Here is a 14134-nt window from a genome sequence, read left to right as displayed (position 1 = left end):
TCTGTAGGCAATGTCGGGTTGCGCTTGCAGTAGGATCAGACGATGGAGGCCTTGATGCGCTCCGCCTGTTTCAGATAAAGGCCCAGCTCCCGCGCCGGCAGGGGTTTGCTGTAGTAGTAGCCCTGGCCTTCATGGCAGCCCTCGGCAATGATGTAGGCCTCTTGCTCGATCGTCTCTACGCCTTCGGCAATAACCTGCATTCCCAGGCTCTTGCCCAGCTGGATGATCGCCCGGACGATGGTTGCATCGTCTTCGTCATCGAGCAGGTCCTGGACGAAGCTCTTGTCGATCTTGATCTTGTCCAGCGGCAGGCTCTTGAGATAACTCAGCGACGAATAGCCGGTGCCGAAATCATCGATGGCAATCAGCGCACCGGAACGGCGCAGGCTCAGCAGGTGCTGGGCCGCGGTGGTAATGTCTTCCATCAGCCCGGTTTCGGTGACTTCAAGTTCCAGGCTGCGTGGCGGCAAGCGGTACATCTGCAGGAAGTTGTTCACCACCCGCGGCAGTTCGGCGTGGTGCAACTGCACCGTGGACAGGTTGACCGCCATGCGCAGGTCGACGAAGCCTTGGTCATGCCAGTCGCGCAACTGCTTGCAGGCCTGGTCCAGTACCCATTCGCCGATGGCGATGATGGTGCCGTTCTGTTCGGCCAGGGGAATGAACAGGTCAGGCGGCACCAAACCATGCTCAGGATGGTGCCAGCGAATCAGCGCCTCGGTGCCCACCACGCGCAAGTCGCGATAGCTGATCTGTGGTTGGTACACCAAAGTGAACTGCTCGCGTGCCAGGGCTTCACGCAGGTCCTTTTCCAACTCGCGACGACGGCGCATCTCACTGTCGACGCTGGCGATGTAGAACTGGTAGCGATTGCGTGACCGGGTCTTGGCCAGGGTCATGGTCTGCTCGGCTTTTTGCAGCAGCTTCTCGGTGCTGTCGCCGTCTTCGGGAAACAGGGTGATACCGATGGTCGCCCGCAGGCGGATTTCCTGGTCATCCAGCGCGAACGGCGCTTCCAGGTCATCGAGGATGCTCTGGGCCAGCTCTGCGGCCTCATAGGGTTGTTCGATATCGGCCTGGACCAGCGCAAACTGGTCACCCCCCAGTCGCGCCAGTGCGCCGAGGCGTCCGCTGTGGGCGCGCAGCCGATCGGCCAGGGCCAGCAGCAATTGGTCACCGGTCTGGTAGCTGAACTGCTCGTTGATGCTCTTGAAGTCATCCAGCCCCACGCACAGTACCGCGACGCGACGTTGCAGGCGTCCGGCGTCCACCAGGATCTTGTCCAGTTGCTGTTGCAGTTGCTGGCGGTTGGGCAGGCCGGTCAGGAAATCGTACTGGGCCATGCGCAACAGGCTGTTTTCCGCCTCATGGCGCAGGTGGGTATTGCGCTCGATAGAGGCCAGCAACTGGTTGGCAGTGTTGATCCACAGGCCCAGTTCGTTGTGCTCGTGACCCCGTAGTTGTGGGATCTTGTGGGCGCTGGGGCGGTCGGGGTTTATTTCGGTCAGGTGCTGGATGATTCGCGACAGTGGCTTGGTGAGCAGCCAGTGGTAGACCAGGTACAGCACCAGGCCCATGGCCAGGGCGCGCAACATTCCGGAAATGAAAATGATGACTGAACTGACGATAAAACCCTGGCCGTAGGTGGCGGTGTCCAGCGTAATGCTCAGGTCGCCGTAATATTCGCTGTAGGGCCCGCGGCCCACCAGTTGAGTGGTGAAGGTTCGTTCCTGGCCCAGGATCAGATCGGTCAGCCAGCGGCTTTCGGACTGCTGCAGGGGCCGGGTTTTTTCGGCGAGCATGGTTTCGCGCGGGTGGCCGATGGACGCCATGCGCACGGCTTCGTCCTGGAACAGGCCTTCGATCACCTGCATGCCCATCTCGCGGTCGAGGCTGTAGACCGCCTGGGTAGACGGGTCGCGGAACATATCGAGGATGCGCTGGGCGTCTTCGGCGACGGCCCGGTTGGTTTTGTAGGCGTCGAAAACGATCTGGGCGCAGCTCAACACCATGCCAACGATCAACGCCGAGAGGAGCACGACCCGGAGCAACTTCACAGACAAGCTGTTTTTGAGTTCCAGCTTCAAAGAGGGATTCCTTGTTCCGTGCGGGTAGCGTCAAGTTGCCATGAGTATTGGCAATCCTGTGATGTCAGTCAAAGGGACAATCAAACACAAGGGATTTCGCCTGAAACCTGGCCGTTATACGGTGTTAGCAGAGTGATTACTCTACGACCATTGTTTCGGTTGGAGAGGCCTGCAACTTGAGGCTTGGCGGGTTTTTTTATTGGTTTTCAGACGCGAGGTCATTTGCCGACGGCAAAGCCTTAATGGGCGCAATAAACCCGCGCAAAAAAAACGGCGCATTCCATGACGGAAAAGCGCCGTTTTCATTGGCATCACAACTTACGCAGTGAAGGTCTTGCCTTCGAACTGCTCAGCCACGAACTTCCAGTTGACCAGGTTCCAGAACGCCTCGACGTATTTCGGACGCACGTTGCGGTAGTCGATGTAGTACGCATGTTCCCAGACGTCGCAGGTCAGCAGCGGGGTGTCGCCGCTGGTCAGCGGGTTGCCGGCGCCGATGGTGCTGGCCAGGGCCAGGGAACCGTCAGCTTTCTTGACCAGCCAGCCCCAGCCGGAACCGAAGGTGCCGATGGAAGTCTTGCTGAATTCTTCCTTGAACTTGTCGAACGAACCGAAGGCTGCGTTGATGGCTTCAGCCAGCGCGCCGGTAGGTGCGCCGCCGCCGTTAGGCGTCAGGCAGTTCCAGTAGAAGGTGTGGTTCCAGACCTGAGCGGCGTTGTTGAAGATACCGCCCGAGGAAGTCTTGACGATTTCTTCCAGGGTCTTGCCTTCGAACTCGGTGCCGGGCACCAGGTTGTTCAGGTTCACGACATAGGTGTTGTGGTGCTTGTCGTGGTGGTATTCCAGCGTTTCTTTGGAGATGTGTGGCGCCAGTGCGTCGTGTGGGTACGGCAGCGGCGGCAATTCGAAAGCCATGGTGATTCTCCTAATCAGGTCAGTTGCGGTGAGCGCAAGGCCGATCACGGGCGGCCAGACTAGCGCCGGGGAGTTTGTACTCTTTGCGGCGCAGGAGTCGGATCATAGCACCGGGGGTGCGGCATAACCACGCAACAACTGTGTGGAATAGAGGTTCCAGAGCGGTTTGGAATATCAGCCCGATACGATCAGTTGCGCTGCCACCGTGAACATCATCACCGCCACCAGCAGGTCGAGGACGCGCCAGGTCGTGGGGCGGGCCAGCCAGGGGGCGAGCCATGCGGCGCCCAGGGCCAATGTGGAAAACCACAACAGCGAAGCACTGGCCGCGCCCACGACATAGGCGCCAGGCACGCTCTGCTGGGCGCCGAGGGAGCCGATCAGCAGCACGGTGTCGAGGTACACGTGCGGGTTGAGCAGCGTGACCGCCAGCGCGCTCAGCAGCACGGTTCCCAAGGACCGCGCGACCTGCTTGTCATCGCGCTGCAGGCTCTGTCTCGAACAGGCCCGACGCAGCGCCTGGCTGCCGTACCAGAGCAGGAACGCAGCACCGCCCCAACGAGCGATCGAAAGCAGCAGCGGGCTCTGGGCCAACAGCGTCGCCAGGCCGAACACTCCGGCGGCGACCAGCAGCGCATCGCAGGCGATGCACAGCGCAGCCACCGGCAAGTGATGCTCGCGGCGCAGGCTCTGGGCGACAACAAACGCGTTCTGCGCGCCGATCGCCATGATCAATCCAAGGGCCACCAGCAGGCCATTCACATAGCTTTGCCACATAGCGTCGTCACTCCAATGGTTCACAATTGCTGGCCATTGTCCGGCTCATAGATGTATAAGAAAAACCAATCTTGCTGATCGGCCATAAGGAAAAATGATGTTTGACTACAAACTGCTTTCCGCCCTGGCAGCCGTCGTCGAGCAAGCAGGCTTCGAGCGAGCCGCGCAGGTGTTGGGATTGTCGCAATCAGCCATCTCCCAGCGGATAAAGCTGCTGGAAGCGCGAATCGGCCAGCCCGTGCTGGTGCGTGCCACGCCCCCGGTGCCTACCGAAATCGGTCGTCGGCTGCTCAACCACGTGCAACAGGTCCGATTGCTGGAGCGCGACCTGCAAAGCCAGGTGCCCGCCCTGGACGAAGAGGGACGGCCGGAACGCCTGCGCATCGCACTCAACGCCGACAGCCTGGCCACGTGGTGGGCCAGCGCGGTGGGGGAGTTCTGTGCCGAGCAGCATGTGTTGCTCGATTTGGTGGTGGAAGACCAGACCGTAGGCCTCAAGCGGATGCGCGCCGGAGAAGTCGCCGCTTGCCTCTGCGCGAGCGAGCGCCCCGTGGCCGGTGCGCGCAGCGTGTTATTGGGGGCCATGCGCTACCGGGCGCTTGCCAGCCCCGCCTTTATCGCTCGGCATTTCCCCGAGGGGGTGCGTGCCGACCTGCTGGCCCGCACGTCGGCCCTGGTGTTCGGTCCGGATGACTTCCTGCAGCACCGGTACCTGGCTGCCCTCGGGGTCGAGGGCGGCTTCGAACATCATTTATGCCCATCGTCCGAAGGTTTCATTCGCCTCATCGAGGCAGGGCTTGGCTGGGGCCTGGTGCCCGAGCTGCAAGTGCGCGAGGCACTGGCACGCGGCGACTTGGTGGAACTGCTGGCAGATAAGCCGATTGATGTGCCGCTGTACTGGCATCATTGGCGCAATGGCGGTCAGTTGCTCGGTTTGTTGACCGAACAACTGATTGCAGCGGCAAGCAGCAAGCTGCAAGTGTTGAGCTGATCGCAACTGGCTCGCAGCTCGTGGCTTGTGGCTCGAAATTGGTCTAGGAGCACTTCATGAAAATTCTGGTCACCGGCGCAAGCGGCTTCATTGGCGGGCGCTTTGCGCGTTTCGCCCTGGAGCAAGGCCTGGGGGTTCGGGTCAATGGTCGCAGGGCTGAAAGCGTCGAGCATCTGGTGACGCGTGGCGCCGAATTCATCGCGGGCGACCTGGGCGACCCGATGCTGGCCCGCGACCTGTGCCGCGATGTCGACGCCGTGGTGCATTGCGCCGGTTCGGTGGGGCTCTGGGGACGCTACCAGGACTTTCACCAGGGCAATGTCCAACTCACCGAAAACATCGTCGAGGCTTGTCTCAAGCAGAAGGTCCGGCGATTGGTGCACCTTTCCTCGCCCTCCATCTACTTCGATGGTCGTGATCACTTGGGATTGACCGAGGAACAGGTGCCCAAACGCTTCAAGCATCCCTACGCCGCCACCAAATACCTGGCCGAGCAGAAAGTCTTTGGTGCCCAGGAGTTCGGCCTGGAAGTACTGGCCTTGCGTCCGCGATTCGTCACCGGCGCCGGCGACATGAGCATCTTTCCGCGCCTGCTTAAAATGCAGCGCAAGGGGCGGCTGGCCATTATCGGCAACGGCTTGAACAAGGTGGATTTCACCAGCGTACAGAACCTCAACGAAGCGCTGCTGAGCAGCCTGCTGGCCACCGATTCGGCCTTGGGAAAAGCCTACAACATCAGCAACGGGGCGCCCGTTCCGCTGTGGGATGTGGTCAATTATGTGATGCGGCAGATGGAAGTCCCGCAGGTCAGGCGTTACCGCTCTTATGGGCTGGCCTACAGCGTCGCGGCCCTTAACGAAGGGTTTTGCGCGATCTGGCCCGGACGGCCTGAACCGACGCTGTCGCGCCTGGGCATGCAAGTCATGAGCACCAATTTCACCCTGGATATCACTCGTGCCCGGCATTATCTCGATTATGATCCGAAGGTCAGCCTGTGGGCGGCGCTCGATGAATTCTGCGCCTGGTGGCGCAACCAGCATGGCCGCTGATCGCCCCGTCATGAACCGAGTGCCCGGTTCGGGGTCAATGGGTGCGGCGGGCGAGGGGGTTATACTCGCCGCATCGAGTCACCACCGATTTTCCAAAGGTTGAACCCATGCCCACGCGTAACGATGCCAACGACGACTTCGACGATGTACCGAGCCTGCGGATGCGGGCGGACATCCCCGATGACGATGACTTCCTGAGCAACCGCCAGCCCCACGTGCAGGCGCGTCCGGCGTCCGTCGCCGCGGCCAAGGTCAAGGCTCCGACCACCGGGCCGCTGTGGGCGTTGGTCGGCGCCTTGCTCTGCGCACTGGCTTTCCTGGCGTGGTGGAGTTTCCAGCAGATTTCCATGATGGAACAACAATTGGTGGCCACTCAGGAAAGCTTCGCCCGGATCAGTGAGGACGCGGCTGGTCGCCTGCAGGACATTTCCGGCAAGGTGGTCGCCGGACAATCCAACGTCATGAGCGACAGCGAAGCCTTGAAACTGCAGATCAAACAGTTGGAAAACAAGCTGCAGGAGCAAAACCGGCAATTCGAGGGCAAGCTGCAAGAGCAATATAAGGCGCTGCAAGGCGCGTTCGGCCCGTCCGCCGACCTCGACACACAACTGGCCAAGATGATCGCCCAGGCTTCGCAACAGGAAAACACCAACACCCAGCTGCAAGCGTCCAACAAGGAACTCCAGGCCCAGGTCAAGGCGTTGGCGGCCGAAGTGTCGGCCTTGAAGAACCAAGGCGAGGGCGGTGCCCTGGATGCCCAGCTCAAGAGCATCGGTGCCGACATCACGGCCTTGAAACGCGCCACTTCCAACTCGGCCATCGACCGTCTGGAGCAAGACATGGTCGTGCTCAAGAGCCAACAGGAAAACCGTTCCGGCAACACCGCCGAGTTCGATGCCTTCCGTGGCCAGGTGACGCGCAACATCAACACCCTGCAATCGCAGATCCAGTACCTGCAACAGCAACTGAGCAACCGATCCCAGTAACGAACCCTGTGCGAGCCTGCTCGCGAAGACGCCAGCCTGTCCGGCATCTTCATTGAGCTGATGTTGCCATCGCGAGCAGGCTCGCTCCCACCGGCGTTGCAGGTTCACCTGCAACAGTCCGCTGAATACTCGAACATTACCCTGCGGCGTCTACGCTCTTGGAACACCAACAAGAACGAGGGCGTGCCCATGGGTTTTATTCGAAGGACGGCCTGGCTGGCTGCGATGATGGTGCTGATGCTGGGACAGGCCCAGGCTGCTACGCCGGATGACGGCCAGGCTGCCCGGACGCTGCTTGAAAAGGCCCTGGCTTATTACCATGACCAGGGTGACAAGGCGTTTGCCGCGTTCAGCCGCCAAGGCGAATTCGTCGACAAGGACCGCTACGTGTTTGTGGTCGATACCGAAGGCGTGATGCTTGCCAGCGGCGGGCCCTCGTCCGCGCTGATCGGTCGAGACGTGTCCGAGGTGTTGGGGCCGGATTTACGCAAGGCTTTCAAGGACGCCCTGAAGATCCCTGAAGGCAGCGGTATCCAGCAGGCCGAGTACCGCTGGCACAACTGGGCGGATGGCAAGGTCGAGCGCAAGCACGTGTATTTCCAACGAGTGGGCGAGCGGATCCTGGCGGTCGGCTACTACCTGCCCAGGGCGTCGGCCGATCAGGCCAGGGCGCTGCTGGACAAGGCCGCCGGTGATCTATCGAAGAACGAGAAAGCCACCCTGACGGCGATCAATTCCCTCAAGGGTGGCTATCTTCAGGACGATCTGTATGTCTTTGTCGTTGATCTCGATACTCGCCGTTATGTTGGGCACGGCACTAACCTGCGCCTGATCAACACCGATTTCACCAAGGTCAAGGACCCGGAAGGGAAACCGGTGGGCGAGCCGATCCTGGGCATGATGGGCAAGCAGGAAACGGGGGAGTACGAATATCGCTGGAAGAATCCGGTGACGGGGAGGGTTGAAAACAAGCATGCGTATTTGAAGAAGGCGGGACGGTTGTTGGTGGCGGTGGGGTATTACAGTCCTTGATCTTTGGTTTCTGGGTGTATAGCCGCTGCCGCAGCAACGGCTATACACCCAAGACCATGAACCCAGCCGAAATCAGCCCGCCACCAATACCCGAATCGCCTCCAACCGCAACGCCGCCTTCTCCAGCATCGCCAACCCTTGCTCACGCTGCTGGCGCAAGGCCTCCAGCTCGCTATCCCGAACGGTAGGGTTGACCGCTTGCAGGGCGGTCAAACGTGCCAATTCTTCTTCGGTATCAGCCGCAAGACGACGTTGAGCCTCGGCCACGCGCTCGGCATGGCGCGGGGTGATCTTCTGCTCGCCGGCGTTGATCCGCGGCGCGAGCTGGTCGCGCTGGGCCTGGATGAACTTGTTGGCGCTGGCGCGGGGCACGCTTTCGAGCTGGTCGTTCAGGGTTTCGAACGAGACCCGGGCGGCCAGGTCGTTGCCGTTGGCGTCCAACAGGCAGCGCAGGGCGGCCGGTGGCAGGTAGCGACCCAGTTGCAGTGAGCGCGGCGCAACCACCTCACTGACATAGAGCAGCTCCAGCAACACAGTGCCGGGCTTGAGCGCCTTGTTCTTGATCAGCGCCACGGCGGTGTTGCCCATGGAACCGGACAGCACCAGGTCCATGCCGCCTTGCACCATCGGGTGCTCCCAGGTAATGAACTGCATGTCTTCGCGAGACAAGGCCTGGTTGCGGTCGTAGGTGATGGTCACGCCTTCGTCGTCGCCCAAGGGGAAGCTGGCGTCGAGCATTTTTTCGCTCGGCTTGAGGATCAGCGCGTTGTCGGAGTGGTCCTCGCTGTCGATGCCGAAGGCGTCGAACAAAGTCTCCATATAGATCGGCAGGGCAAACTGGTCGTCCTGTTCGAGAATGGCTTCCACCAGCGCATCGCCTTCACCCGCGCCGCCGGAGTTGAGCTCCAGCAGGCGGTCACGGCCGGTGTGCAGTTCGGCTTCCAGGCGCTCGCGTTCTGCGCGGGCCTCGTCGATCAGCGCTTGCCAATCGCCATCGTCGGCTTCTTCCAGCAGCGGCAGCAGGCGCGGGCCGAACTGGTGCTGCAAGGCATTGCCGGTCGGGCAGGTATTGAGAAAGGCATTCAGCGCTTCGTGATACCACTGGAACAGCCGCGCTTGCGGGCTGGTTTCCAGGTAGGGCACGTGCAGCTCGATTGTGTGTTTCTGGCCGATACGGTCCAGGCGGCCGATCCGCTGTTCCAGCAGGTCCGGGTGCGACGGCAGATCGAACAGGACCAAGTGATGAGCGAACTGGAAGTTGCGACCTTCGCTGCCGATTTCCGAACAGATCAATACTTGCGCGCCGAATTCTTCATCGGCGAAGTAAGCGGCGGCGCGGTCGCGTTCCAGAATGTTCATGCCTTCATGGAACACCGTGGCCGGGATGCCGGAGCGTACGCGCAGGGCATCTTCCAGGTCCATGGCAGTTTCGGCGTGGGCGCAGATCACCAGGACCTTGGTGCGCTTGAGCATTTTCAGCTGGTCGATCAGCCATTCGACGCGCGGGTCGAATTTCCACCAGCGCTCTTCTTCGCTGGCGTCCGGCTGGGCCTGGAAGCTGACTTCCGGGTACAGCTCGGCGTGATCGCCCAGCGGCAGTTCGAGGTATTCGTCCGGGCAAGGCAGCGGATAGGCGTGCAGCTTGCGCTCCGGGAAGCCCTGTACGGCGGCGCGGGTATTGCGGAACAGCACCCGGCCGGTGCCATGGCGGTCGAGCAATTCGCGAACCAGGCGGGCGCTGGCTTCGATGTCGCCATCATTGACGGCGGTCAGCAGCGCTTCGCCTTCGTTGCCCAGGAAACCATGGATGGTCTGGTGGGCTTCGGGCGACAGGCGACCTTTGTCCAGCAGTTCCTGGACGGCTTCGGCCACCGGGCGATAGTTCTCGCTTTCGGCGCGGAAGGCTTGCAGGTCGTGGAAGCGGTTCGGGTCCAGCAGGCGCAGGCGGGCGAAATGGCTGTCCTGGCCCAATTGCTCCGGCGTCGCGGTCAGCAGCAGTACGCCGGGAATGGTTTCGGCAAGTTGCTCGACCAGTGCGTATTGGGGGCTGACATGGTCTTCATGCCAGACCAGGTGATGGGCTTCGTCGACCACCATCAAGTCCCAGCCGGCGGCAAACAGCGCGTCCTGGGCCTTCTCGTCGTCCACCAGCCACTCCAGCGCCACCAGCGCCAGTTGGGTGTCTTCGAATGGATTGCTGGCATCGCTTTCGATGAAACGTTCTTCGTCGAACAGCGCAACCTGCAGATTGAAGCGTCGGCGCATTTCCACCAGCCATTGATGCTGGAGGTTTTCCGGGACCAGGATCAGGATGCGGCTGGCGCGCCCGGAAAGCAGCTGGCGGTGGATGATCAGGCCGGCTTCGATGGTCTTGCCCAGGCCCACTTCGTCCGCTAGCAGCACGCGTGGCGCAATGCGATCAGCCACTTCACGGGCGATGTGCAGTTGGTGGGCAATGGGTTGGGCGCGGACGCCGCCCAGGCCCCAGAGCGGGGACTGCAATTGGCGGCTGGTATGTTCCAGGGTGTGGTACCGCAGGGAGAACCAGGCCAGTGGATCGATCTGGCCGGCAAACAGGCGGTCGCTGGCCAGGCGGAACTGGATAAAGTTCGACAGCTGGGTTTCCGGCAGCGTGACGACTTCGTTCTGCCCATTCAGACCGTGGTAGACCAGCAATCCGTCGACATCGTCGACTTCGCGCACGGTCATTTTCCAGCCTTCGAAATGAGTGATCACGTCGCCCGGCGAAAACCGAACGCGGGTCAGGGGCGCATTCCGTAGCGCGTACTGGCGAGTGTCGCCAGTGGCCGGATAGAGCACGGTCAACAAGCGGCCATCCTGTGCCAGAACGGTGCCTAAACCCAGCTCGGCTTCGCTGTCACTGATCCAGCGTTGCCCCGGTTGATACTGCTGCGCCATGCTGCCTGACTCCCGCCGTGAAAAAGCCGGCTATCTTAACGGAATGAGCCGCCAGACCAAAGGATTTACGCACATATCCCGGCCTCATGCAGGCTTGCCCCGTCAACCTGGCCAAGGGAACTTAAACGGGTTGCGCGATCAAACAAGCTTGTGGGCCGGCAGGGCGGAATGCCAACCGGGTCACAACTTTCGGACCAGCGGTTAAAGCTGGCCCCGCCACAGCCGACAACCTGAAGACAGGAGACCTTTATGTTGCCACCCATGCTTCCTTTGAGCGCCGTACCCGTTACCGCGCAGCAGGATCCGATCCGTCCGCGACCGGATATTCCGCCCGTGGTCCCTGTCCAGCAAAGCTCCAACGAAAGCACCATCGACCTGCAAAAGCGTGATCCTGAAGAAACCGCTTTATTGCTGCGCGAGGAACAGCGTCGCCAGCAGGACCGGGAACGGCGCCGCCGTGAAGCCGATGAAGATCCCGAGGAGCACCTGGCGGTGCCGGGCACCGAGCTGAACGCCGATAACACCGTGCCGGTCGTACCGCTGGTGGAAGGAGAGGCGCGCCAAGGCCTGTGGGTCGATATCCAGATCTGATCCAGGCCTGCCGAGACGGTCGGGCTGGTCAAGGCCGGCTACAGTCCGCATCATGGGCGCATTCGCAATTCACCGTACGATGCCGACACACCATGAGCCAAGAAAACAAGCTGATTGACCTGGGCGCTGAGCGTGCCAAGCGCGTTCACGACCTCAATGAAAAACGCCTCAATGAAGTTCGCCAGGCTTTCGAGCAGGCCATGCCGCTGGGCAAGCCAAAGAAAAAACCGAAAAACAAACCGAAAAAGCGCTGAGCCCCCCTCGATTCATTGATGCAGATCAGTTATTCCCCCTCCTTTTCGCTCCGTCGCGAGCGTTATTGACGCCGGTCAATTTTCATCCAGGCCTGATTGGTTAACTTGGCTCCAACGAAACAGGGGCAAGACCAGGAGGCCAGTCATGTTTTTCGATAATGTGGTGTTTGCCGGTGTGTTGACGGTTGGCCTCATGTTCGTGTTCTTCGCAGGTTTTGGATTATTCATCTGGAAAGATGCACACAAGCGCAAGAAGCCGTAGGTCTTTCCAGCGACAACGAGCACGCAAGGCATTTTGGGCGACTTCGGTCGCCCTTTTTTTTGGGCAGACTTTCCTATTTCACACAAAAGCCATTTGTGGGAGCGTGCTCGCAGGAGTCAGGTGTCCGGGCATAAAAAAAGGTGCGAACCGCAAGGAACGCACCTTTTTCAATTACTGCCGAGGGCTCAGCCGCTGATGGCCTTGGACGCCAGCCAGAACAGCGCCGCCGACAGCGCCACTGTCGCCGGCAAGGTCAGCACCCAGGCCAGGAGGATGGTCTTGACCGTGCCGCCTTGCAGGCCGCTCTTGTTGGCGACCATGGTGCCCGCCACGCCGGAAGACAATACGTGAGTGGTGGAAACCGGCAGGCTGAAGATGTTCGCCGCGCCAATCATGCAGGCGGTGGTGATCTGGGCCGACATGCCTTGGGCGTAGGTCATGCCTTGCTTGCCGATCTTCTCGCCGATGGTCAGTACCACGCGTTTCCAACCGACCATGGTGCCAAGGCCCAGTGCCAACGCGACCGCCAGGATTACCCAGAACGGCGCGTATTCGGTAGTCGCCGTCAGGTCCTTGCGCAGCTTGTTCAGGTCGTCTTTCTCACGCGCCGCCAAGCCTGGCAGCTTGCCGACCTTCTTCGCCGTGTCATCCAGGCAGAGCAAGTAGCGGCGCACCTCGATACGGCTTTCCGACGGCAGCGAATGATAGTCCGCAACGCCTTTCAGCGTGTCGAGCAGCGCGTTGATGGTCGGTTCGGTCTGTTGCGGGTTGCAGCGGAATTTCTCCGGCAGGTCGCCTTCGACGCTCTTGCCCAAGGCGAGGAATTCGCCAAGGGACTCGCTGTTGCGCTTGTAGAACTGGCTCAAGTGCAGGGTCGCGTCGCGAGTCCGCTCGATCTGGTAGGTGGTGCTGTTCAGGTCGAGAACGAACTGTGCGGGCACGATACCGATCAACACCAGCATGATCAGGCCGATACCTTTCTGGCCGTCGTTGGAGCCGTGGACGAAGCTGACGGCCATGGCGGAGATCACCAGTACCAGGCGATTCCAGAATGGCGGATGTTTCTTGTCGTCGATCTTGCGGCGCTGTTCCGGCGTCTTGTGCATCTTCGACAGCGGGCGCCACCATTTCAGACTGATCAACACCAGGGCGGCGATCAGGAAGCCGGCCATGGGCGAGAACACCAGGGAAGCCCCGATATCGATCGCTTTCTGCCAATTCACCCCATCGCGCAGCGCAATGTCGTTGATCAGTGCGTTGGCCAGGCCGACGCCGAGGATCGAGCCGATCAGGGTATGGGAGCTGGACGCAGGGATACCGAAGTACCAGGTGCCCAGGTTCCAGGTGATGGCCGCCGCGAGCAGCGAGAACACCATGGCCAACCCGTGTCCGGTGTTCACGTTGATCAGCAGTTCCACTGGCAGCAAGTGAACGATGGCATACGCCACCCCCACGCCACCCAGCAGCACGCCGAGGAAATTGAACACACCGGAAAAGAACACCGCCAAGTGAGGCGGCATGGCTTTGGTGTAGATAACAGTGGCAACCGCGTTAGCGGTGTCATGAAAGCCGTTGATGAACTCGAAGGCGAGGACAAAAGCCAGGGCGAGCAAGAGGCTCACGAGCACCCAAGCATCCAGTCCGCTGAATAAATCGATCATGAAGGTTTTCTGACCCGGTCATAAGGGGGCGCGATTATGCCAGAAAACCTCACTAATCGATGCATTGCCTGCTAATCGGTAACAATCTTCTGCTAAGCGACCGGGGCCGGGCCTGTCCCGTGCGGGGTCCGTTTGGGAGGCGCAAGCCTTTGTTTACAAGGCCAAAAGCCCTGTTGCCGGGTTCGCCTCGGTTGGGACCAGCAGGGGGAAAAAAACTGAAGGGAGGAGCGATCTTTCCAGTTCCCCGACCGATGGCTGGGCAGTAAAGGTGGCCCGCTTTTGGCGGGCATTCCTTTGCGAATCCGGCCTGGGTGGCGACCGGACACGGTCGGCAAGAACATCAAGTGCGCGAGGTCATCCTTCTTCGGTCTTGAGTTCCTTCTCCATCTTTTGAAGTTCCTGGCTGAAAGCCTGGTCCTGAACGGTGGCGCGTTTACGCCAAGGTTTGCGTTCCGGCTCGGGCTGCGCGGCGTAGGTGGTGATCTCCCCGCCGTAGACTTCCTTGTAACGTTGTTCCTGGCGCTCAAGTTCCGCGCGCAGTTCGTCTTTCGTCACAGTATTACCTAATGAATTGAAATTAATCTGGTGATACGCACTGCATGCGGTCATG

The 14134-nt window shown here is 60.7% G+C and carries 13 protein-coding genes; 7 read left to right on the top strand and 6 right to left on the bottom strand.

Annotated elements, in window-relative coordinates:
• Positions 1-35: 35 nt before the first annotated feature.
• The 3 genes from VQ575_RS20035 to VQ575_RS20025 form a co-directional block, all read right to left on the bottom strand.
• Positions 36-2087, bottom strand: coding sequence for a putative bifunctional diguanylate cyclase/phosphodiesterase (locus VQ575_RS20035; protein WP_045155273.1), 2052 nt, complete (start codon positions 2085-2087; stop codon positions 36-38).
• 318 nt (positions 2088-2405) lie between these two features.
• Positions 2406-3002: a superoxide dismutase gene (locus VQ575_RS20030; protein WP_039593812.1), complete on the bottom strand. Its 597-nt coding sequence runs from the start codon at positions 3000-3002 to the stop codon at positions 2406-2408.
• A 174-nt stretch (positions 3003-3176) separates the two neighbouring features.
• Complete coding sequence (locus VQ575_RS20025) at positions 3177-3779, bottom strand: LysE/ArgO family amino acid transporter (RefSeq protein WP_039593813.1); 603 nt, start codon at positions 3777-3779, stop codon at positions 3177-3179.
• Between the two features lie 97 nt (positions 3780-3876).
• Between VQ575_RS20025 and VQ575_RS20020 the strand changes: the two genes are divergently transcribed.
• The 4 genes from VQ575_RS20020 (at position 3877) to VQ575_RS20005 (ending at position 7837) form a co-directional block, all read left to right on the top strand.
• Positions 3877-4770 (top strand): LysR family transcriptional regulator ArgP, encoded by an 894-nt coding sequence (locus VQ575_RS20020; protein ID WP_039593814.1) that lies wholly within the window; start codon positions 3877-3879, stop codon positions 4768-4770.
• A gap of 56 nt (positions 4771-4826) precedes the next feature.
• Positions 4827-5819, top strand: a complete 993-nt coding sequence (locus VQ575_RS20015) for an NAD-dependent epimerase/dehydratase family protein (RefSeq protein ID WP_045155275.1) — start codon at positions 4827-4829, stop codon at positions 5817-5819.
• 107 nt (positions 5820-5926) lie between these two features.
• Positions 5927-6805, top strand: a complete 879-nt coding sequence (locus tag VQ575_RS20010) for an ATPase (RefSeq protein ID WP_039593816.1) — start codon at positions 5927-5929, stop codon at positions 6803-6805.
• A 189-nt stretch (positions 6806-6994) separates the two neighbouring features.
• Complete coding sequence (locus VQ575_RS20005; protein WP_325918285.1) at positions 6995-7837, top strand: cache domain-containing protein; 843 nt, start codon at positions 6995-6997, stop codon at positions 7835-7837.
• A 72-nt stretch (positions 7838-7909) separates the two neighbouring features.
• Here the strand turns inward: VQ575_RS20005 and rapA are convergent, their stop codons facing one another.
• Positions 7910-10756, bottom strand: a complete 2847-nt coding sequence (gene rapA / locus VQ575_RS20000) for an RNA polymerase-associated protein RapA (protein WP_039593818.1) — start codon at positions 10754-10756, stop codon at positions 7910-7912.
• Positions 10757-11005: 249 nt separating this feature from the next.
• Between rapA and VQ575_RS19995 the strand changes: the two genes are divergently transcribed.
• From VQ575_RS19995 to ccoM, 3 genes are all read left to right on the top strand, one after another.
• Positions 11006-11347, top strand: a complete 342-nt coding sequence (locus VQ575_RS19995) for a hypothetical protein (RefSeq protein ID WP_039593819.1) — start codon at positions 11006-11008, stop codon at positions 11345-11347.
• 92 nt (positions 11348-11439) lie between these two features.
• On the top strand, positions 11440-11601 hold the full coding sequence (locus tag VQ575_RS19990) for a hypothetical protein (RefSeq protein ID WP_196304749.1): 162 nt from the start codon (positions 11440-11442) through the stop codon (positions 11599-11601).
• Between the two features lie 145 nt (positions 11602-11746).
• Positions 11747-11863, top strand: coding sequence for a cytochrome c oxidase subunit CcoM (ccoM, locus tag VQ575_RS19985; protein WP_025212288.1), 117 nt, complete (start codon positions 11747-11749; stop codon positions 11861-11863).
• 185 nt (positions 11864-12048) lie between these two features.
• On the opposite strand, the gene VQ575_RS19980 is transcribed toward ccoM, so the two are convergent.
• Positions 12049-13524: an inorganic phosphate transporter gene (locus VQ575_RS19980; RefSeq protein ID WP_039593820.1), complete on the bottom strand. Its 1476-nt coding sequence runs from the start codon at positions 13522-13524 to the stop codon at positions 12049-12051.
• A 354-nt stretch (positions 13525-13878) separates the two neighbouring features.
• On the bottom strand, positions 13879-14079 hold the full coding sequence (locus VQ575_RS19975) for a hypothetical protein (protein ID WP_039593821.1): 201 nt from the start codon (positions 14077-14079) through the stop codon (positions 13879-13881).
• Positions 14080-14134: the final 55 nt, after the last annotated feature.

The organism is Pseudomonas frederiksbergensis (assembly GCF_035751725.1).
GTDB lineage: Bacteria > Pseudomonadota > Gammaproteobacteria > Pseudomonadales > Pseudomonadaceae > Aquipseudomonas > Aquipseudomonas frederiksbergensis_A.
This window is presented reverse-complemented; position numbering and strand designations above follow the sequence as displayed.